Below are 20,959 nucleotides of genomic sequence, written 5' to 3' on the forward strand. Positions count from 1 at the left end.
ATCCAGCGCGGCGAAACCTTATACAGGATTTTCACGCTGGTCAGACTTCTGTACTGGTTAAAAGTGAAGATAACGACCGGAAGAGTGTTGGTTTAAAAATATATCGTGGCTTCTTGCAGCCGCAGGTAAGCTCGCGGGGAAAGCTGTCGTTGACATCTCTCACCCGGTCTGTGCAGGTATGGCACCAGCATGGGTAAACCTCGGGTAATACTTGCTTGTTATTTACCTCCTATTTACGGCAAATAACAACACATCGTCATACCCGCCTTATTATCCCGAATATATACCTGGCGACTAATACTGAATATTTGCCATCGCTTTATACCGTTCAGGCAAAGCGCTATTCAGGGCCAGAATCTTTTCAAGAATATGGAATGAAGAGGTGCCTTTGGCGCGTTCTGCATCGGTAATGGCGGAGCGTATCGTCGCCGCCGCGGCTGAGATACGCTGATAATAGGCTTCGGATTCAGGCGTCTGTGCCTCACCTGAGCCGGCATAACGCACCGCAGGCCAGTGTGTGAAATCCATTATCGGCCAGGCTTCTTCTTCCGTCGGGGTATTAGCAACTAATAATTGTTCTGCTTTTTTCGAGTCTTGTTGTGCAGCAGAGAGCAGTGCTAAGCGATATTTCATTTTTGACAGCGTATCACCACTCTCTTTTTGTTGTGAAAGGGATGCAATAAAAGCTGACAATTCATCATCTGCTGGCTGTTGATGATCATCAGCGTTTTTTTTCATATCTGGTGAGGTCGAGGTATTGTTTAATGCTAATTCGATTAAATAATTCAACATCTCTAATGTCATCTTATGCACCTTTTAAAACTGACGGTCTTAATTCAACTTGTAGTGAGGATTTTTTATCTGTTGCTTTAATCTCGTGACTCACCAAAATAAATACCCGCATCCCAAAGACACTGAAATAACGTATCGCAACGTGAAAAAGAGTTTATTTTGAGAGCCTTAAAAAGGCCGATAAATACAAATAACTCTCCACCAGATAAATAGTGTGTTCGTTAATGAAAAAACCTCTGGGTCTGGTTTACTGTCTCAGTATTGTTGAAAGATTCTCGTTTGCAAAACGATAAAAACTGCAACTCATTGTGAGTTAAACTCAAAATGGAAGTGAAAATCAGCGTACAAAAGGCAGGTGGAGAAGACGGCGTTCGTTACGCACCTTGAAGATTCAAAACCATAAAAAATAGGGGGTTATTGAGGCAAGTTTAAGGATATATGACAGGTGAAGGCCTGGGTTCTTTAACAAATAAAAAGCCTGCTCATCGCAGGCTTTTTGACTTCAACGCTTAGCGCTCGCGGAACGCTTCTGCTTTAGCGCGCAGAATAGGCTTAAGCAAATACGCCAGAATGGTTTTCTTGCCGGTAATGATATCCACCGAAGCCACCATGCCAGGAATAATCAACAGCGGTTTTTCATCCGTGCCGAGGTGGTTTTTATCGGTACGCAGGCGAATAATATAAAAACTCTTCCCGTCTTTGTCGGTCACCGTGTCGGGGCTTATTTGTTCTAGTTTGCCCTTAAGCCCACCGTAAATGGTATAGTCATAGGCGGTGAATTTTACCGTTGCTTCCTGCCCCGGTCGCAAAAAGGCGATGTCCTGGGGACGAATTTTGGCCTCAACCAGCAACGTGTCATCAAGCGGAACAATTTCCACAATGTCATTGCCCGGCTGGATCACCCCACCAATGGTGTTCACCAGCAATTGCTGGACGATGCCGCGAACCGGTGAAGTCACCAGTGTGCGGTTCACCCGGTCGGTAATTGCTTTACCTGATGCTTCAATTTTACTCAGATCGGTACGGGCCTGGTTCAGTTGTTCCAGCGCTTCGCTGCGATAGCGCCCTCGCGTTTCACTGACCTTGTTTTCAATCTCCTTGATTGCCGCCTGCGCGCGCGGAATAGCAAGGATGACGGAGTCCAGTTGCCCCTGCGTCTCAACCCCGGCGCGACGCAGACGCAGCATTTCCACTTTTGAGATAGCGCCTTTTGCCACCAGCGGTTCAGACATGGTGATCTCTTGCTGCTGTAACTCAAGGCTACGGCGGTACTGCGTCAGTTTGCCCTGGAAATCGAGCAGTTCCTGTTTCTTCTGAATCAACTGTTCGTTCAGTCCGGCAAGTTCACTCTGAATACGTTTATTGACGCTGGTGAACAGCGCCATTTCCCCGCTGGCGATTTCCGGCGCCTGACTGACTATTTCCGGCGACAGCGTCAGTTCACTGGCCTCATCAAGCTGAGCGGTCAGGCGCTGGATCCGTGCTTCAAGCGCCAGCTTATCGGCCTCGCTTTCTCCGGCGTTAGAGCGAAAACGGGTGTCATCCAGACGCAGCAGCGGCGCACCGGCTTGTACCACTTCGCCTTCATGGGCAAAAACTTCGGCAACGATCCCCCCTTCAAGGTTCTGGACTTTCTGCAGACGGGATGAGGGAATGGCCCGCCCTTCCCCGCGTGTCACTTCATCAATCTCGGCCAGCGACGCCCAGACGATCATAGCAATAAAGAAGGCGAAAATGGCCCATAAGGTTACCCGCACCACCCGGGGCGCATCATCAAGCAGCGCCTTGTTAACCTCATTGGTGGTAAAGGTTGCTGAAGGTTTCTCTCCTGAGAGCCAGTTCATCAGGCGGCTAAGCGCATCAACGATTCGCATGAATTTGTCCCTTTTTCAGCGCGTTCATGACGCTCTCTTTCGGGCCGTCGGCAATGATCTTACCGTTGTCGACGATAATCAGCCGATCAACCAGCGACAGCAGCGACGCACGGTGCGTCACCAGCAATAGCGTCTTGTTGCTGATAACCGGTGCCAGCGCTTTTTTAATCAGATCTTCACTGGTGTTGTCCATTGAACTGGTGGGCTCGTCCATCAGCAGGACCGGCGGGTCGAGCAACAACGCCCGCGCCAGCGTAACCGCCTGACGCTGCCCGCCGGAAAGGCTCATACCGCGTTCGCCAACCTGCATGTTGTAGCCAGAGGGATGACGGCGGGCAAACTCATGCACGCCGGTCAGGTTCGCGACCCGCAGCATGGTCTCGTCGTCAACATAGCTTGCGCCGTAGAGCAGGTTTTCCCGCAGCGTGCCATTGAACAGGTGGATGTCCTGCGGCGCGTAGCCAATGTTATGCCGCAAATCGTGCACATCGATCTGGCGAAGGTCGATACCGTCAATCAACACGCTGCCGCTGTCCGGCTGGTAAAAACCGACCAGCAATTTCGCCAGCGAGCTTTTTCCTGAACCGCTACGACCGATTATGCCCACCTTTTCACCGGGCTTAATGACCAGTGAAACGTTACTTAGCGAGGCATACTGGTTGCCCGGATAGCAAAAGGTCACATCACGCAGTTCAATTGCCCCCGAAAGGGTTTCACGCTTAAGCGGTACCTCACCCTCCTGCACTTCCTGCTCCAGCCCCATCATTCTGTCGATGGTCGATTTCGTCATTCGCGCACGCTGGTAACGGGTAATCAGGCTGCAAAGCTGGCCGATGGGCATCATCGCACGGCGATGCAACAGGTAGCAGGCAATCAGCCCCCCCATGCTGAGATTGCCGCCGATGATGACATATACCCCGGCGACAATAATTGCCACGCCGCTGGCCTGTTGCAGCCAGGAGGTAAAATTCACCGCCACGTAGGAGAGTGATTTCACCCGCAGCTCCAGTTTGCTCAACTGGCCGGTGAGATGCTCCCATTGGTACTGGCGCTCACTCTGCGCGTTATTGATTTTGATAGCGTCAAGGCCGGTCAGTGTCTCTACCAGCATCGCCTGACGCTCATTGGCCAGTTGATAGGTTTTTTGTACCCGCGACATCAGCGGGCGCTGAATAAGCCAGCTCACCAGCAACGCCAGCGGATAGGAAAGCAGCGGGATCAGCACCAGTGGGCCACCAATAACTCCAATCACCAATAAAATTAATAAGGTGAAGGGGAAATCAATAAAGGCCGTCAGCGTCAGCGACGACAGGAAATCACGAATCGACTGGAACTCCTGGAAGTTCTGCGCAAAGCTGCCCACCCGCTTTGGACGCAGCTTCATCTTCATCCCTAAAAGCCGCTCGAACAGCGCCGAGGAGACCACCAGGTCGGTCTTTTTACCCGCCAGATCGAGGCAAATCCCCCGCAAGATTTTCAGTACAAAATCGAAAACAAACGCAATACTCACCCCAATGGCCAGTACCCATAAGGTGGCCGTTGCCTGATTAGGCACAACCCGGTCATAAACGTTCATCACAAACAATGGGGCGCACAGTGCCACAAGATTGACCAGAAAGCTGGCGATCACCGCATCGAAATAGAGGAATTTTGAGAGTTTAAGGGTGTCCTGAAACCAGGTGGTCGTTCGCGGTAACGTGGCCGTCGGCTGGGCGTCAAACCCATGTTCCGGGGAGATAAAAATCGCCCTGCCGCTGTAATTTTCCGCCAACGTTTCCCGTGATAGCGTAATTTCCCCGCCTTCCGTTTCGCTCGGCAGCAGTCGGGCCTGCTGGTTGTCATCCCAGCCGATTAATACGGCCGCCTGATCGTTTTTCAGCAACAGAATGGCAGGCAACGACAGCGCGGTAATGTTATCAAGGGGGCGCTGTACCACTCGCGCTTTCAGTCCCGCACGCCCCGCGGCACGTGGAAACGCCTCCAGCGTCAGCGAATGGGTCTCCAGCGGCAGCCCGGTCGTCAGAACAGTACGACTCGTCGCGATGTTATGCATCTTGCAGATGATCATCAGCGCGTCCAGCAACGGATCATCATGGGTTTGCCGGGGATCGTGCCTGACCGGGGCTTCGGGGGAAATGTCGACGCTCTCAGGCGTGTCAGTAGCAGGCGTCATTCTTTGCCTCAGTGTTCTGCAGACTCAGGTCGCAGGTCATAAACAGCGAGGTGATCGCCGGTTTTATGCCGCCCGTCACCCCACAACTCTTTAGAGCCGTATTAATTCAGTTCCGGCAGTTCCGCCTGCGTACGCTGAGCCTGATCAAGCGGCTGTGAGGCCGATGGCGGCTGAATGTTCAGACTCTTAAGCAGTTCCCCCGTACGGGCACTGATGCGATAGGTCGTAAACATGTCGACAAATTGCAGTTCAACGTAACGGCGTTGTGCCGTGAAGACTTCATTTTCACTGTCGAGCATATCGAGCAGCGTACGGTCGCCCAGGCTGAACTGTTCCTGATAGGCGCTGCGCACCGTCACGCTACGCTCAGCATATTCTTTGGCGATCGGCACCTGTTGTTCAGCGTTGTTCTTCGCATTCCAGGCAAGACGCAACTCCTCGTTTAACTGGCGCAGGGCATTATTTTTCACATCCTGAGCCTCTTTCATTTTGTAGGCGTAAGAGGTGAGTGTCGCCTGGTCGCTGCCACCGTTGTACAGGTTGTAGCGCATACGCACCATTGCCTGCCATTCCTGGTTATGTCCGCGCGTACCGTCAAGGTTGTTGTCCATCGTGCGACCGACTTCAACATTAACATTCGGGTAAAAACGCGATTTCTGCGCTTCATACTGCTGGCGGGTCGCTTCCACATCGGCATCAGCCTGTTTGAGCAGCGCGTTGTTTTCCAGCATCACTTTGCGGGCGGCCTCCAGTGAGGCGGGAACCGTAATCTTGCCAGGCATCACCAGCGTGTCGGCATCTTTGCCGGTAACGCTTTGATAGTTAGCTCTGGAGTCTTCAAGGTTGGTTTGTTCGGTCAGGAGATTGTTCCGCGCCTGCGCCAGGCGGGCTTCCGCCTGATCGTAATCGGCCTGGCGGCCTACCCCCTGGGCGGTGCGCAGACGAATTTGATCAAACACGCGCTCGTGATTGTGCAGGTTGTCTTCCGCCAGTTTTACCATCTGCTCACGCATTAGCACATCAAGATAACTTTGAATAGCCTGCAGGGCGGTGCTTTCGCTGGTATTCAACACGGTCCAGGCGCGCGAGTTTACCGTTGCTTTCTGGCGCGCGACTTCGCTGGTAGTCGCAAAGCCATTAAAGACGTTTTGCGTAAGGTTAATAGCCGATTCGCTGCGGTTCAGGTTACGCAAATGCTCGCCCGCCGCGCGGGTCGTGGAATTGTCGGTTTGTTCCCAGCCGCTACCGGCGGTGAGATCCAGCGAAGGTAGATAGCCGCCTTTGGCGGCGCGAAGATCCTGTTCAGCGGAGTATCGACTGTTTGCCGAGGCGTTAACTTGTGGGTGCCATAACAGGCTGTCTTTTACCGCCTGCTCAAGGGTAGTAGCCTGGCTCTGTGTCGCGCACACAGTCAACGCTGCCCCCATGAATAACTGGCTACCATATTTCATTCTTGTCTTCCTTTTCGTTATGCCCCTGATTGTGGGGATGACCCACCAGGGAAAATGCCACGGAACCGGGGGAGAAAGTGCGTCCTGGCTGTTTTAATCGCTCGTAATCTCTCGCCAGCCCTGAATTCACATTGCGGTGACAGGCCGCTTAGCCACCCAGTGGCGCTAAGCGGCGGCTTATCAGGTTGTTTCTTCCGGTTTAGAGATCAGGTTATCAACCATCGCTTCGTGGCCAGCATCGTAACTATCAGTATTCGCAGTCATACCGCCTTCGGCCGGGACATGCTCGGCTTCCGTCGGGTTATTCGCCGTTTCACTCTGCGGCCCCGCCTGGATCAAACTGCTGAGGTCGTGATGTTCTTCATCATGGATGATGTCGCTAAAGTTCAACTGCTGGTCATTGTCCACGGCGGTGGTCGGGGTGTTTGCCGCCTCCTCCTGGGCATGGGCAGAGAGAGGCGTCATCGCGTTATCCACCGATGCCGTCGGTGTCTCTGCGTGACCGGATGTGTTATCGGCAGCCAACGGAGTGAGCATTAAGCTTGTGTCATCAATTAACGATGCGCTGTGGCTACTGTCAGTGAGCAAACTATGATCAGCTTCTGTCGTTTGCGTGTCATTTGCGGCGCTGCTGCTCATCCGCGCCTGACTGTCGGTATCCGACAGCGAGTCACTGTCTGAATGGCTCTCATCGGCGATATGACTCAACGTCATATGTGTCTCGTCAGACGCATCTGCAAGATGGTTTACATCTGCGCCATCACCATGGCTGTCGCTGATGTGCTGCCCGCCCTCTTCACCATCAAAGGTGAAATGGTGTTCGAGTTGATCGGACGCGGTGGAGTCGACATCCAGAGTAATATCGCCAAGTGTGCTCTTGCCATCCGGTAATTCAACGCTGACCTGTCCGGAATAGTGTGTCGTGTCGCTGGCAAAGGTCAGAACATAGACCTTGTTGACCGCATCATAAGTGACATCCGTGTAATTGCCGCTAAAGGTCGCGTGTTCAGGGATCCCGCCAACCGTGATGGCGTTCAGATGGTCATTGCTGTCGGAGCTTTCGAGGTTAACGTCAAGATTCAACGTGACCGTGTAGCTTGTGGTGGTGCTGCCGCCGTGAGATGACGATGGCCCGTCACCAAAGACCACGCCCTCGATATGGTTCGCGTTTTCAAAAGGATGCTTACCGTTCTCGTCGGTAATCTGCAGATTATCAATATCGTTGTTCTGATGGTTCTGCGGATGAGGAACGCCTGTTACCTTGTAGTCCTCACTGTGACCCTGAACAAAAATATAGTCTTTGCCGACATCGCCTTCCGTTACGTTGCCGTTGCCAGTGATCCCTTTGAGGGAGACGAAATTATATTTGCTGTTCGGCCAGTCACTCTGCTGGTAATAACCACCCGCATGGTCACCGACAACGAAGATATCGGTGTGCCCTTTGGCACTATCGTCGGTGTTGGCATTACCGCTGCTGGTGTAATAGTGAATCTGCGACGCGCTGTCGGATTTCGGCACAAAGTCGCCCTTGATGGCGCCATCCGGGCTATCCGGCGTCAGCCAGACATGTACGTTACTGCCAATCGCCACGATTACGCCGTTCTGGATATCGTATCCGTTCGGGTTCCCGCTGCCGCCATTGATATGGGTGATCGTATTATCTGACGTATCCGTTGTTTTGCCGCCAGGCGTGATCGTCACGGTCAGCTTCACATCGGCATCGGCATCGGCATCGGCATCCGCATCTGCATCTGCATCTGCATCTGCATCAGAGTCTGCATCGGCATCGGCATCGGCATCCGCGTCGGCATCGGCGTCAGAATCCGCATCAGCGTCGGCATCCGCATCGGCGTCGGAATCAGCGTCCGCATCGGCGTCCGCATCGGAATCCGCGTCAGCGTCAGAATCAGCATCAGCATCAGAGTCAGCGTCCGCATCGGAATCTGCATCGGCGTCAGAGTCGGCATCTGCGTCAGAGTCGGCATCGGAATCCGCATCCGCATCCGCATCCGCGTCCGCATCGGCATCTGCATCTGCATCTGCATCGGCATCTGCATCTGCATCCGCATCTGCATCTGCATCTGCATCTGCATCTGCATCAGAGTCTGCATCCGCATCGGCGTCTGAGTCAGCATCAGCATCCGCGTCGGCATCCGCGTCGGCGTCGGCGTCTGAATCAGCATCGGCGTCGGAATCAGCGTCCGCATCGGAATCGGAATCGGCATCAGCATCGGCATCGGCATCGGCATCGGCATCGGCATCGGCATCAGAGTCTGCATCCGCATCGGCGTCTGAGTCAGCATCAGCATCAGCGTCCGCATCAGAGTCTGCATCGGCATCAGAATCTGCATCTGCATCTGCATCTGCATCTGCATCTGCATCTGCATCCGAGTCTGCATCGGCGTCTGCATCCGCATCCGAGTCTGCATCGGAATCCGCATCCGCATCAGAATCTGCATCGGCGTCTGCATCCGCATCCGAGTCAGCATCAGCGTCGGCATCGGCATCGGCGTCAGAGTCTGCATCGGAATCCGCATCCGCGTCGGCGTCGGCGTCGGCGTCGGCGTCGGCATCGGCGTCGGCATCGGCGTCCGCATCGGCATCAGCGTCGGCATCTGCATCTGCATCTGCATCTGCATCGGCATCCGCATCTGCATCTGCATCTGCATCAGAGTCTGCATCCGCATCGGCGTCTGAGTCAGCATCAGCATCCGCGTCGGCATCCGCGTCGGCGTCGGCGTCTGAATCAGCATCGGCGTCTGAATCAGCATCGGCGTCGGAATCAGCGTCCGCATCGGCATCGGCATCAGAGTCTGCATCCGCATCGGCGTCTGAGTCAGCATCAGCGTCCGCATCCGCATCAGAGTCTGCATCGGCATCAGAATCTGCATCTGCATCTGCATCTGCATCTGCATCTGCATCTGCATCAGAGTCTGCATCGGCGTCGGCGTCTGAATCAGCATCCGCGTCGGCGTCGGCATCCGCATCAGAGTCTGCATCGGAATCAGCATCGGCATCCGCGTCGGCATCGGAATCGGCATCGGCGTCGGCATCCGCGTCCGCATCGGCGTCAGAATCCGCATCAGAATCTGCATCTGCATCAGCGTCCGCATCGGCGTCTGAGTCAGCGTCAGCATCCGCGTCGGCATCCGCATCCGCGTCTGCGTCGGCGTCTGAATCAGCATCGGCGTCGGCATCAGAATCTGCATCCGCATCCGCATCTGCATCGGCATCCGCATCTGCATCTGCATCAGAATCCGCATCGGCATCAGAATCGGCATCGGCATCGGCATCGGCATCAGAATCTGTATCTGAGTCAGCATCTGCATCAGCGTCGGAATCAGCGTCCGCATCGGCGTCAGCGTCAGAATCAGCATCAGCGTCGGCGTCGGCGTCTGAGTCAGCATCCGCGTCGGCATCTGCATCTGCATCTGCATCGGCGTCGGCATCGGCATCAGCGTCGGAATCATCGGGCGGGTTCGGATTCGTATTGGGATCGGCAGGGGTTGATGCAGTGGCAACGCCAGGATCAAGCCGCGTTAATTCCTGGGGGCGTTCGGCATCAGGGAAATCAATGCCAACCGTTGGGTATCCGGCACCAGGGTCAACGATCTGACCGGTTAAATCGAGGACCACATGTGTGTGCGATCCGCCGCCGCTTCCGCCGGCATCACTGCCGCCAGTGCCACCTGCCTGGGGACCCGCGGCTGGCGCTTCAAGGGTTTGCGTCGGATCCTGCCCATCTGCGATCGCCTGTTGTATAGCGGCAACATCTTGTTGCTGAGTAGCCGTAGGTTCAGTGGTCACGCTGCCCGTACTGTCCCAGTGACTGTCACGGCCAAGGTCCAGTTGCTTGCCATCCGCCAAAGACAAGGTAATTGCACCAGAAGCCCCAGTCTCGACCTGCTCTCCTTCGAGGACCCTGTCACCTTCAACCAATAAACGCTGGCTGCCATCAGGTGCTACTGCAAACACTTGTCCTATTACCGCTTTGACGATCCCAGAGACGCCGCTCATGTGTAGTTCCCTCGATCCTGTTCTCGCCCAATTCATCCACTGACCAGGCGTAGAATGCTAAAAGAGAATTTAATTAGTATTTGTAATGCAACATGTAACAAAGGTAATGAAAGCACGTTCCGGCAGAGGATTTATTGATGCCGCTTCGCTTAAAGACCTTATATTAATAGATGAAGTGAATGAATAGTAGTGCAGGCAGGAATTTAGGTTAAAAAAAAGGGACTTTGTCAATAGTCCCTGTGTCGTACATGATATATATTGCGTAAGTAAAAATGACGAATTATATAAATCCCTCATCGTCATCATCGGAAATTAATCCTTCCAGACCACTCAACGAACGACGCGCCTGTGCACGGCTGGTGAGCTTTGCCTGAGCGACCGGTGGCAGATCGGTAATGCTAATGACGCCTTTACTCATCAGTACTTCGATCAGGTCCTCCAGGACGCGAACCATCTCGAGATCGCTCTGCCGCAATTGCAGTAGCGATGCCTCGCGAATTTCTTTCTGCCGCATCCATTCGTCAATTTCTGCTGTGCTGACTTCACTTTGTTCTGTCATGGCATGAAAAGGGACAAGCTCCACCTGAATAATACGCCCCGCTTCATCGCGTTCTATGTAGTACATTTTCAGCCTCTTTTTAGCCTGACAGGTTAATTTCCGCCCAGGGTGCTGGCATCAGCAAAATAGCGCCCCATTGCGCCATACAGGCCGATATTTTCGAGAACCGCCAGTTCGCCCGCTGTTTCCACACGTTCAGCAATCAGTGGCAAATTAATTTGTCGGGTTGCCCAATAAATGGCCTCGATAAACAGTTTTTTATCTTCTTCACTATCAATATTACGAATGTAGCTACCGTCAACTTTGAGCCAGGCAAGCCCCCACTGCGGCAAATTGCCGATGAGATGGAACCGGCCGCCAAAATGTTGGATCCCTAAACGGCAGCCCAGCGTTTTAAGCCGTTTGACCAGAATAGTGACCCGCTCGGCATCGGGTAGCTCGTTTTCATCCAGTTCCAGCGTCAGGCGCGATGCCAATTGTGGCGCATTCACCAAGGGTTGTAACAATGCATGAAGGCTTTGGTCATCAGCCACACTGGCACCGCTAATACTCAGTGCAAGTGGCCGGTTTGATTTTTCCATCTCACGCAGCGTCTGTTGCAACATCACAATGTCCATGCGGCGACTGAGATCGAGGCGGTGGATCCACGGCATAAAACGTCCTGCGGGTATCAGTTCGCCCTCCGGCGTTCTGATACGGGCAAGCACTTTATGATGCAAAACAACATGCGCATTGTTGCATTCATAAACCGGCTGCGAGAAAAGCTCGAAAGCACCGTCTGTCAGTACCGCATCCAGACGGGTATACCAGCTATGATGATCCTCTTCGCTATCGTCTGTAACCGTCATATCCGTGCTGGCAAAAAAGCGCATTTCGGTTTCCGCCATTGCCAGCGCCTGGTCTGCCTGCATCAGTATCGTCTGTGGCTTGTCGCCAACATGGAAGGGCACCAGCGCGAAATGGGCGACTGGTGTCACGTCGCTCATTCCTGTTTCTGACAGCGCCTTAAGCTGGGTACTGAGGGTGTTAGTCAGGTTGTCGAGTTCATTATGCAGGAACTGCGGGGCAAGTATGGCGAACTCCCCGCCGCGCACACGGGCCAGGAAACCTTCATTACGGAAGTAATGCTTTTGCAGGCCATTGAGAATATCTGCCACCGCGATCAGCAGCTTATCGGTTTTCGCACCGCCAAGACGCTGATTAAGGCCGATAAGATCCTGAACCCGCAACAGGATCAGGTGACCCGCGTCATTCTCTTCATCACTCAGACGCGACTGCAATTGCATATCAAAAGCGCGACGGTTGTTCAGGCCCGTCAGGCTGTCGTGGTAAGCCTCCCGGCGCAAGGATTCGGTGCGCTGCGCCTGCTCGCCAAACAACGCCTCAAGTTGCGTCACCATCAGGTTGGTCGCCTCAACGACCCGACGCAGTTCCGGCGTTTTCGGCAGCGCGGAAACATTGAGAAACTCGCGGCGACAGATAGCCATCGCCTGCTCCACAATGTAGTTAAGCGGTCGCAAGAGACGGCGCAGCAGAAGAGTTACACCGAGAATAAATAACAAGCTACAGCCGATAAGCCACAAAAAGCTGGCGACCATATTGTCCCAAAGACGCGCCAGGGCGAACATCGGATGGCTAACGACCTCAACCCTGGCAACCTGCGTCCAGCCATGCGTGACAATGGCGTCGCCCTCCCCTGGACTCAGATTTACCATGCGGACAAACCAGTCCGGCACGCTGGCGTTTTGCGGATTGTCGGTGCGCTCAATGATGGGTTTGTTGGTTTTAATATCCACCACCCGAATACGGTAAAAATAACCGCTGTCAAAGATGGAGTTCACCATCAGTTCCGTCATTGCCGGATCATCAATATGGGTCGTTAATGACAGCCCCAGCGCCGTTGCCGCATCCTGTGCATGGGCGCTGAGCTGATTCCGGTATTGCTCCCTGGACCCCTCCAGAGAAACAAAAAAGTTGCCGCAGAAAATGACGAGCGTAAATAAACAGATGCCGATCAGTAGCTGCTTATAAAGGGACATAGCCACATCCTATTCATTAATTTCAAATCCTTCTGCACGCATTCTGGTGAGAAGATCCTGCCAGCGGGAGAGTCGTTTACTGTCCCCCACGCGTTTATTCCCGCCGGATTGCGGCAACCACAGCCCTTCCCCATTAAAAGCATAAACCGGGAGCAGATCTGTACGCTGTGTGGCAGGCAAGATGGCGGTTTTCAGGTTATCCAGTACTAATGGGATCGCATCAGGGGTGGCATACCACGTCACCACCATATGCGCCTGATTCAACTGAAGTGCTTTAACGTAAGTAATACGCAACTGGTTGGCGGGAACTCCCATCTCACGCAGCGTAAAATATTTCGCCAGCGCAAAATCTTCGCAATCCCCTGCCCCTTTACGTAAAAATTCTATCGGCGTTGCCCAATAATCCTGCTGATGCCAGACAACAATGTCATCTTTGAACGCCATTCGGGCATTAAAAAACCGATTTACCTGATTCAACTTATCCTGAATCGTGCCCTGTGGCGGATTTTTAAGCAAGGCGGCCCACTCATCAATCCGCTGCCTGGCGGCTGGCGTCGCCGGGCCGTAGAGCCGCTCAGTTTGCGTGGAGATGGCGTTAAAATCCCACCCGGCGCCCAGTCCAGGAGAGAAAATAAGCAACACCACCAGCGCGAAGGATAACCCGCGTCGCAGCGTTGCACACAACAAATGACGGTGGGGGCGCCGCATACGTCAGCCTGTCCGGGCAACGTTGCTAACGGGCATTGTCAGTTGCATGGCGCGCTCAGGTCGCGTCAGCCAGCGTTTACGATACGCGACATAGCCGGAAAGGTAATGCTCGACATCGTCAATCCTGACGCGATAGCTGTGGTGACGAATAAAAAAGCTGCCGACAATACGCGGCGGATTTTTAAAAAACATGGCCAGCTCCGGCCAGAAAAAACCATTCGCCAGATAGCGGGCACGGGTTTCCAGCGCCTGGTTGAACACGGTCATATCGAAGTCGGCTAACAGGTGCTGATATGGCGAAACGGCAAGCCGTTCTATCATCCGCGACGCCGCCATCATCAACTCCAGCAACGTGGGGTAAGTGGTAATACGTTCCTGCACAAAATCGAGATGACCGCGTACATTATCCAGACCGAACTGATAATAGCGTTCCAGCGGCCGGTAGAGCGTCAATTCATTAACGCAGTAACTGAGCCAATGGTCATGGGCCTGCCAGTGTTTCTGTTCGATAAAATAGTCCATTGCCCGCTCGACCATCTCCAGCCAACGCGGTGTCTTCGTCAACCCATAGAGCCGCATCAGGGCAAAGGCGGCTTCCCCGTCGTAATAGATAATGCGGTGCTCCGCCTTGAGCGATAAATCCCCGGCATTGAGCACATGTACGAAGCCCCCGTTCTGCGCGTTCTGCATAAAACCGATGCCAGCCGCCAGCCGCGCCATCGCGCCCAGATAGCGGTCGTCATTGGTCAGTTCTGTATATTTCGCCATCGCCAGGATACAAACCGCGTTACCGCCCAGTTTGATCTCATCCCCCGTGTCCACCAGGAAATCGGCTTCGCCGCCATCGGGCAAAGAGCAGGTACGAATAAACGTGGTAGACAGGGCATCCAGCGCCCGCTCAATAGCCGCAAAATGGGCGGGGTGTTGCGTCACTTCCCACCCTTCGAGCAAGGCGTAGGTCGAGCTGGCATGGCGCAAGGCGTTATAGGTCGGAATGGCGCGATCAAAGCAGGGGAACCAGCCGTAATGATAACGTCCGGAAGGTGTCACCTGGCGTGCCAGGTAATCCGTCGCCGAGCCAATCATCGGCTCCAGGGCAGTCTCCTGCCACTCGGGCAACTGGCGATAGCCGCTGTTACGTCCGTCCGACTCGATGGGAAAGACCTGCTCGCCGTCGCAAAACAGCGCGCGGGTAGTGAAACGCCACAGCGTCTGGTCAGGGTGCTCAGGCCAGTTCAAGACCGCCCCAAAGCGACGACGGGAATAATGGGCAAGGTTACTGGCGTTAGGGGTGGCGACGCCGTGATCGCCGTTATAGAGCAGCGCGTTGGCGGCGATCTCTTGCTCCAGCATGGCATAGCAAAATGCCGGGTCCAGACTCAATCCGAAGCGAAAATAGTTCCGTTTGGTCTTCGCCAGACGAGCCTGCAACGTATCCCAACGTAGCGCGTCGACCTTGTCGACCATGTCAACTCGCAGCCAGCAGGCCTTAAGGCCACTCTTTTTACGCCACTGTTGCAGCGCCTGCGTTCCCTGCTGCCAGGCTTTGTCGAATGTCTCGCCGCAGCCGCGCACAACGTGGGCTCGGCTTTTACTGTCGGACACGCTAAAAAAGATGACCCAGGACGGGCACAGAGACGGTTTTGCCGCGACATCCAGCGTTTCCATCACCGGGCGGGTTTGCGCAAGTAAGTGGCTGAGCGACATTTGACTCCTTAATTGCTCCCGGGCATCCCCAGTGCTGAAAATCCTTGTATCATAATAACATTATGAATGCTTGGTTGTGTATTCTGTACATCTATATCTTTGCCCGTTGAGGCGGTGCTGTGAGGCCTTTTTACGCACTTTTTCTGTTGCTGCTTGTCGGTGTGGTCGCCCATGCCGACACGCCGCTACTGTGGAACCAGCCCGCTAACCCGCAGACCTGTCCGGTTGGCGATGACGCCGTGTGGGTGCAGTACGCGGGCGGCGCGGCCTGTATTCGCTACTTTAGTGCGGGCTCCCTGCACGATGCGCCTCTGGCGCTGGTGATGTTTAAAGGCGATCGGGTATCGCTGATTAAGCGCCCGCCAGACCAGATCCCGGCCAATACAGCCGACGCGCAACGCCGCGAGGCGCAGGCCATTTTTCGTCGGAGCGGGCTCCCAACATTGATTGTTGCCCGTCCGGGAACCTATGGTTCCAGCGGCAACCACTATCGCCGCCGCCAGGCAGAAGAATTTCTCGCGCTGAATGCCGCCGTAGATGCTATCAAAGCGCGCTACGGTATTGCGCGCTTTATCCTCAGCGGACACAGCGGTGGCGCAACGGCCGCATCGGCGCTGCTCACGTTTGGACGCCGGGATATTGACTGTGCCGTGCTCACCTCAGGCGCATGGGGGCTACTGGAACGGGCCGGGCGTATGCGGAAAGAACGTGGCGAGGCCTCGGCCCCGGACCTGGACGGCACCGGGCTCGCTAACCCGTGGGATCCCCTCGACCACGTAGCGGGTATAGCGAACGATCCCGCACGTTTAATCCTGGTGATCGGCAACCGGCAGGATCGCAACACGCCGTTCGATCTGCAAACCCGGTTCGTACAGGCTTTGCGTGAACATGGCCATCAGGTGAAGCAGCTCGAACGCCCCGCCGTCGCGCCGGGATACCATGATTTACAGGGTAATCAGGGGGTTAATGCGATAGCCCTTTGCCCGCGCCACGGCACTGCCCTGAATGAGTAAGGATACAACCATGCGCCAGAACCCCCCTCGCCCACGCAACACTGGCACCAACACGCCGGGCTGGACCGCCGCAGATCTTACGCAGTTGTTACCCGGTAGCCTCTGGCACAACCGCCCGGATGCCGCCTGGATTGCGGGCGACATCGCCATTTTGCATGACAACACGTCATATGACCGCCCTTGTCTGTTCGTTGCGATTGACACCGATACCTGGCTGCAAGGCTCAGGTAATACCGGTATTTACGCGGGCTGGAAGGATACGCACACCCTGCTGCCAGAGCAGGCCTCCCGCTACTGCGGCGCGATTGTCCAGCGCAAACTCGCAGGCCTGCCGCCTGACTTTCCACAACTGGTGGTAGGTGACAGTTATCAGGCGCTTCACTTACTGGCCGAAGAAGCACGGCGGCGTTTTAACGGCAAACTGGTGGCCGTCACAGGTACCGTCGGCAAAACCTCGACCAAAGAGATGCTGGAGGCGATCCTGACCGGCAACCTGTCTGTGATAGCCAGCCGCGGCAACCACAACACCCGTACCGGTGCCTCCGTCACCCTGGCGCGTGCAGTATCGAACCCACAGGCCGTCGTGATGGAAGTGGCCATCTCCGCGCTCTGGATGCGTAACGGGGGTGTCGGGCATCGCATTAAACCGCACATCGTTATCATTACCGAAATCGGGATGACTCAGGTGGGCAAGAACGTGACCACCCTGAATGACGTGGCACGCTATAAGGCGCGCATCAGTCATGGTCTTATCCCCGGTGGTTACGCCATTTTGCACCGCGATATGGCCGAGTATGCGACTGTCGCGGCAAGCGTTGAACGCGACGGCGCGCGGATTATCAGTTACGGATTCAACCCGGACGCAGATGTGCGTATCACCGGGATAACACCAGACGACAACGGAAGCAGAGTCACGGTCGCTTTTCATCAGCAGGTCGTCAGCTACCGGCTGGCCGTGCCCGGTAACGGTGGCGCGCTCAATTCGGTTGCATCGCTGATTGCCGCCGATCTGCTGGGCGTGAACCTGCCGCAAATTATCGCAGGCCTTGAGGGTTATCGCAGCGATGGTCAGCATCTGTGCATTACCCCGTTATCCCTGCCCGGCGGCGGGACAGCCACGCTAATTGATGACAGTTACAACGCCGAATATCTTTCCATGCTCAATGCGTTTGCGGTGGCGGCGCAACGTGCCCGAGCTCATGGCGGACGTGTCATTGCCCTGCTGGGACGCATCGTTAATCTCGGCGATCAGAGCCTGGCCATTCACCGTTCTCTGGCGACGCCATTACTGGAAGCTGGCTGCCAGCATGCCTTTCTGCACGGCGAGGAGATGACGGCATTACATGAGACACTGCCGGAAGCCGCGCGGGGTGGTCATTTTCAGACGGCGCAGGCGCTGGTTGACGCCGCCGCCCCGTCGCTGCGCCCCGGCGATATCGTGCTGGTAAAAGGCAGTGTGCGAAACTCGGATTTCAGGCAGGTTGTCAGTCTACTGAAAACCCGACTTGCCGCCCCGCCCGCGCTGCGTAAAGGGCACACCGCGCGCCTGCTGATCAACCTCTCTAGCGGTGAGCAACGCGTCGCGGAACGGGCCGATAGCCCCTTTGCGTCGCACTACCTCAGCCAGTTACTGCTGACCTGTTGTGTCGCTGCTCGCCTGTTAAATAAAAAAACCACTCTGGAGACCGCCATCACCGTGCGGGAGATCGCGGCGGATATCCTGAAAGGTAACCCGGCGCTGGCACTCAGGCAGGGTGATAAACTGACCGTGAAGTCCCTGCTACAGGGCATGTTGCTACATAACGCCTGCGATGCGGCCATTAACCTGGCAGAGCATCTGGCAGGCAGCAGTGCAAAAGCGCTGGCCCGGTTGCGGGAACTGAGCGCCGCTATCGGCATGCCGCACACGCATATGAATACCGTCTCCGGTCGCGTGCGCCCAGGGCAGCGCACGGCACTTTTGGATATCGCCAGGCTTGTGCGCCATTTCTACCAGCGTTATCCGCACCTGTTGCCGTGGTTTTGCGAACAGGAAGCCGTCATCGGCGAGCGCATCTATCGCAAAACTGGCAATCTGCACAGTGACGGCAGCGCGTGGGGGCAATTCAGTGCCGGAAACTGGGGTTTTGCGCTGCAATGGTTTTCAGGCGAGCTTTGGCTGGCCTGCGCGGCGGGAGCAAACGATGCTTTCCACCTTGATTATCTTCTCGATGAACTGCTCGCACAGGCCGATACCGCCCATCAACCGGTCACCTGTGCCCCCAGCGTTCGCCAGATTGACTCACCGACGGCGACGCTGACATTTCTGGGTGATACCTATTTCGGTGAGTGGTACACCGCCCGGCGTAAGGCCCGCGGCATTGATGACGCACTCCAGCGCTACGGCTATGACTATAGTTTTGCGGCTATCGCCCCCCTTCTTCGCAACAGCGACATGACGCTTGCCAACTTTGAAGCGGCGCTGACCACCGATCTCAGCGCCAGTCTTGCAGGCCGTAAACCGTTCTGCCTGACAGGCGATCCGCTCGCCTCTGTCGCCGCCCTGCGCAAACAGGGTATCAATGCGGTGGCGCTGGGCAACAATCACGCGATGGATGCCGGGTTACCCGGTCTGTATAGCACGCTGACAGCGTTTCGCGAGGCGGGAATCGCCTGCGTGGGCGCCGGGATAAACGCGCAGCAGGCGCAAGCGCCGCTGGTCGTCACCGTGGGCAAGCGGACGTACAAGATTTTCAGCGCCTACTGGTATCGACGTTATATGGAAGAGGAATGCGCCTTTTATGCCCGCCCTCGCCGCGCGGGCGTCGCCTGTATCAGTGGTGGGCTGATTGAACAGCTTCGCAAAGAGAAAGCGAGCGCTCACCCCGCCACGCTGATTGTTCTTGCTCACTGGGGGCTGGACTACCGCTGGACCACCGCCCGCCAGCGCACCCTGGCTAAGCAACTGAGTGATGCCGGTGCCGATCTGATCATTGGCTCCGGGCCGCATATGGCAGGCGAAGCGGCACAGCAGGATCAAAGCCTGGTGATTTACAGTATCGGTAATGCGGTGTTTAACAGTAACGGTGAATATCAGGAGCGCGGCATGCCGTCTTACGGTTTTATCGTTCGTCTGTTAGTGGGTACCCGGCAGCCGCAAATTCAATTGCTGCCCATCTTTACTGATAATAAAAAGACCTTCTGGCAGCCCCGTCCGGTGAATGAGGCGGAGTTTTCAACGCTGATTACGCATCTGACGCAACAGGGAATGCCTGTTATTCGGGAAGGAGAAACGGGCACGGGCTGGCGTGCGCTGACTGTCGATAATGAATGCAGGCTGGTCATGTCGCTTAGTGAGTACTTTGGCGAAAGTTAACACCGCTCTGGCATTAAAAACGGCATCTTACACAGTGGATATTCCACTTTTCAGATGCCATTTACTTATTTTGATCGGATACTTATCGCCTTTTTAACGGGCTATAAGTCCCTAAGGTATTAATTGTGCTGTGATTTCATCGCACTTAGCTTGTAAAAGCTCTCTGTATTTCGGGATCTCTTCAGTCTGGCACTGGAGGACTATGCAATATCCCTCAATCCATACTTTTATATCCTGATTCACAAAGTGGCTTTGAAAAATACGCGCCCATTCGTCACTCGGTACACCTTCAAGTTCGAAATATTTAAGCGCGCCGTTCCCACGTAAACTGCGATGCTCATCCAATCCAATTATTTTCATTTTATTCATCCTTAAGCAAAACCATAGAAATAGTAATGCCTGAAAGATGAATAAATTAAGGAGATTATAAAAAGAATATTAAAATAAAACTTAACTCAAACTCTCATACATTAAACCTGAAAATTTCAGCTAATGTGGCGTAATAATATAAGTATCAATAAAGGATAAAGAGATATCACTGACGTGCGTAAAAGAGCAAACGCAGCCAGCCGACGTTTGCTCAAACATAAAGGAGGGTTTTCACATCTGTTCGGTGAACATCGGCAGGCGAATTTACGTCACGCTGCGATACACCGGGACTCGCCGGGTAGTACCCGTCAGGTTGTCAAAGATATCCACTTCCGCCGTGGCGATCGCCATACCGGTTTTTCGCAACCGTTGCACATCGGCAGCAATACGCTGGATCCCAAACCAGAAAAGCCCATCAAGCGCTGTAACCGGTAGCCCTCTTTCCAGCGCAAGTTTTAGTCGTTCGCGTGGAGCTTTTACCTCTTTGGCGATTTGCTGATAAGGCGTAGCCACTGACCCGGAGGCATCTACCCGCCGGATACGGGTTGAAAGGCGATACTGGAATGCATCTGGTATATCGCTTAAATCGGTTTTCAGGGTATAGACGCAGCCGAAACGTTTACCGTTGAAAATAACGTTTTTCTGACCGATTTGTAGCTCATCACGCAGGCTGGCAATCAACTGCGGCGCGCGAATTAACAATAAGCGAAAAGGAAGCTCAAAGCTGGTCACGTAATCGACGTTGAGCAGCGCAATGCGTAATCGCTCTTCGGCGTTCGCCTGCGTCTGACGGCACTCGTCAAGCGTGTCTGCCCACTGGCGAGCGATACGGGGAGATTCATTCAGTTCGGTGAAGCTATATTTTTCGATTTCATAATCAATCCGATCCACCACTGCGTCTC

13 protein-coding genes are annotated in these 20,959 nt (G+C 54.7%); 2 read left to right on the forward strand and 11 right to left on the reverse strand.

Annotated features, from left to right (window positions below):
* Positions 1-294: 294 nt before the first annotated feature.
* The 9 genes from IP582_RS18215 to IP582_RS18255 all read right to left on the reverse strand — a co-directional run bounded on the left by IP582_RS18215 (position 295) and on the right by IP582_RS18255 (position 15,320).
* Positions 295-804 (reverse strand): hypothetical protein, encoded by a 510-nt coding sequence (locus IP582_RS18215; RefSeq protein ID WP_193794026.1) that lies wholly within the window; start codon positions 802-804, stop codon positions 295-297.
* Between the two features lie 497 nt (positions 805-1,301).
* Positions 1,302-2,666 carry an HlyD family type I secretion periplasmic adaptor subunit gene (locus IP582_RS18220; RefSeq protein ID WP_039079769.1) on the reverse strand — a complete coding sequence of 455 codons (1,365 nt, stop codon included), beginning with the start codon at positions 2,664-2,666 and terminating at the stop codon, positions 1,302-1,304.
* Positions 2,653-4,839 (reverse strand): type I secretion system permease/ATPase, encoded by a 2,187-nt coding sequence (locus IP582_RS18225; protein ID WP_193794027.1) that lies wholly within the window; start codon positions 4,837-4,839, stop codon positions 2,653-2,655. The genes IP582_RS18220 and IP582_RS18225 overlap by 14 nt, the downstream gene beginning before the upstream one ends.
* 101 nt (positions 4,840-4,940) lie before the next feature.
* Positions 4,941-6,290: a TolC family outer membrane protein gene (locus tag IP582_RS18230; RefSeq protein ID WP_039079767.1), complete on the reverse strand. Its 1,350-nt coding sequence runs from the start codon at positions 6,288-6,290 to the stop codon at positions 4,941-4,943.
* Between the two features lie 180 nt (positions 6,291-6,470).
* Positions 6,471-10,307 (reverse strand): retention module-containing protein, encoded by a 3,837-nt coding sequence (locus IP582_RS18235; RefSeq protein ID WP_193794028.1) that lies wholly within the window; start codon positions 10,305-10,307, stop codon positions 6,471-6,473.
* A gap of 280 nt (positions 10,308-10,587) precedes the next feature.
* On the reverse strand, positions 10,588-10,932 hold the full coding sequence (locus IP582_RS18240; RefSeq protein ID WP_193794029.1) for a tryptophan synthase subunit beta: 345 nt from the start codon (positions 10,930-10,932) through the stop codon (positions 10,588-10,590).
* A gap of 26 nt (positions 10,933-10,958) precedes the next feature.
* Complete coding sequence (gene lapD, locus IP582_RS18245) at positions 10,959-12,905, reverse strand: cyclic di-GMP receptor LapD (RefSeq protein WP_193794030.1); 1,947 nt, start codon at positions 12,903-12,905, stop codon at positions 10,959-10,961.
* 9 nt (positions 12,906-12,914) lie between these two features.
* Positions 12,915-13,613 (reverse strand): cysteine protease LapG, encoded by a 699-nt coding sequence (lapG, locus tag IP582_RS18250; protein WP_193794031.1) that lies wholly within the window; start codon positions 13,611-13,613, stop codon positions 12,915-12,917.
* 3 nt (positions 13,614-13,616) lie between these two features.
* Positions 13,617-15,320, reverse strand: a complete 1,704-nt coding sequence (locus IP582_RS18255) for a Mur ligase (RefSeq protein ID WP_193794032.1) — start codon at positions 15,318-15,320, stop codon at positions 13,617-13,619.
* 119 nt (positions 15,321-15,439) lie between these two features.
* Here IP582_RS18255 and IP582_RS18260 point away from each other — a divergent pair, with 119 nt between their 5' ends.
* Positions 15,440-16,333 carry a S9 family peptidase gene (locus IP582_RS18260; protein ID WP_228007909.1) on the forward strand — a complete coding sequence of 298 codons (894 nt, stop codon included), beginning with the start codon at positions 15,440-15,442 and terminating at the stop codon, positions 16,331-16,333.
* A gap of 10 nt (positions 16,334-16,343) precedes the next feature.
* Positions 16,344-19,688 (forward strand): CapA family protein, encoded by a 3,345-nt coding sequence (locus tag IP582_RS18265; protein WP_193794033.1) that lies wholly within the window; start codon positions 16,344-16,346, stop codon positions 19,686-19,688.
* A 111-nt stretch (positions 19,689-19,799) separates the two neighbouring features.
* On the opposite strand, the gene IP582_RS18270 is transcribed toward IP582_RS18265, so the two are convergent.
* Together IP582_RS18270 and IP582_RS18275 are read right to left on the reverse strand one after the other, a co-directional pair.
* Positions 19,800-20,048, reverse strand: coding sequence for a hypothetical protein (locus tag IP582_RS18270; RefSeq protein WP_039079762.1), 249 nt, complete (start codon positions 20,046-20,048; stop codon positions 19,800-19,802).
* Positions 20,049-20,321: 273 nt separating this feature from the next.
* Complete coding sequence (locus IP582_RS18275; RefSeq protein WP_193794034.1) at positions 20,322-20,951, reverse strand: DNA-binding protein; 630 nt, start codon at positions 20,949-20,951, stop codon at positions 20,322-20,324.
* Positions 20,952-20,959: the final 8 nt, after the last annotated feature.

The sequence above is a fragment of the Citrobacter sp. BDA59-3 genome (assembly GCF_015167655.1).
GTDB classification, from domain to species: domain Bacteria; phylum Pseudomonadota; class Gammaproteobacteria; order Enterobacterales; family Enterobacteriaceae; genus Phytobacter; species Phytobacter diazotrophicus.

Coding starts and splice junctions, on each gene's coding strand:
- IP582_RS18215 (WP_193794026.1), bottom strand. CDS start 804: ATGACATTAGAGATGTTGAATTATTTAATCGAATTAGCATTAAACAAT.
- IP582_RS18220 (WP_039079769.1), bottom strand. CDS start 2,666: ATGCGAATCGTTGATGCGCTTAGCCGCCTGATGAACTGGCTCTCAGGA.
- IP582_RS18225 (WP_193794027.1), bottom strand. CDS start 4,839: ATGACGCCTGCTACTGACACGCCTGAGAGCGTCGACATTTCCCCCGAA.
- IP582_RS18230 (WP_039079767.1), bottom strand. CDS start 6,290: ATGAAATATGGTAGCCAGTTATTCATGGGGGCAGCGTTGACTGTGTGC.
- IP582_RS18235 (WP_193794028.1), bottom strand. CDS start 10,307: ATGAGCGGCGTCTCTGGGATCGTCAAAGCGGTAATAGGACAAGTGTTT.
- IP582_RS18240 (WP_193794029.1), bottom strand. CDS start 10,932: ATGTACTACATAGAACGCGATGAAGCGGGGCGTATTATTCAGGTGGAG.
- lapD (WP_193794030.1), bottom strand. CDS start 12,905: ATGTCCCTTTATAAGCAGCTACTGATCGGCATCTGTTTATTTACGCTC.
- lapG (WP_193794031.1), bottom strand. CDS start 13,613: ATGCGGCGCCCCCACCGTCATTTGTTGTGTGCAACGCTGCGACGCGGG.
- IP582_RS18255 (WP_193794032.1), bottom strand. CDS start 15,320: ATGTCGCTCAGCCACTTACTTGCGCAAACCCGCCCGGTGATGGAAACG.
- IP582_RS18265 (WP_193794033.1), top strand. CDS start 16,344: ATGCGCCAGAACCCCCCTCGCCCACGCAACACTGGCACCAACACGCCG.
- IP582_RS18270 (WP_039079762.1), bottom strand. CDS start 20,048: ATGAAAATAATTGGATTGGATGAGCATCGCAGTTTACGTGGGAACGGC.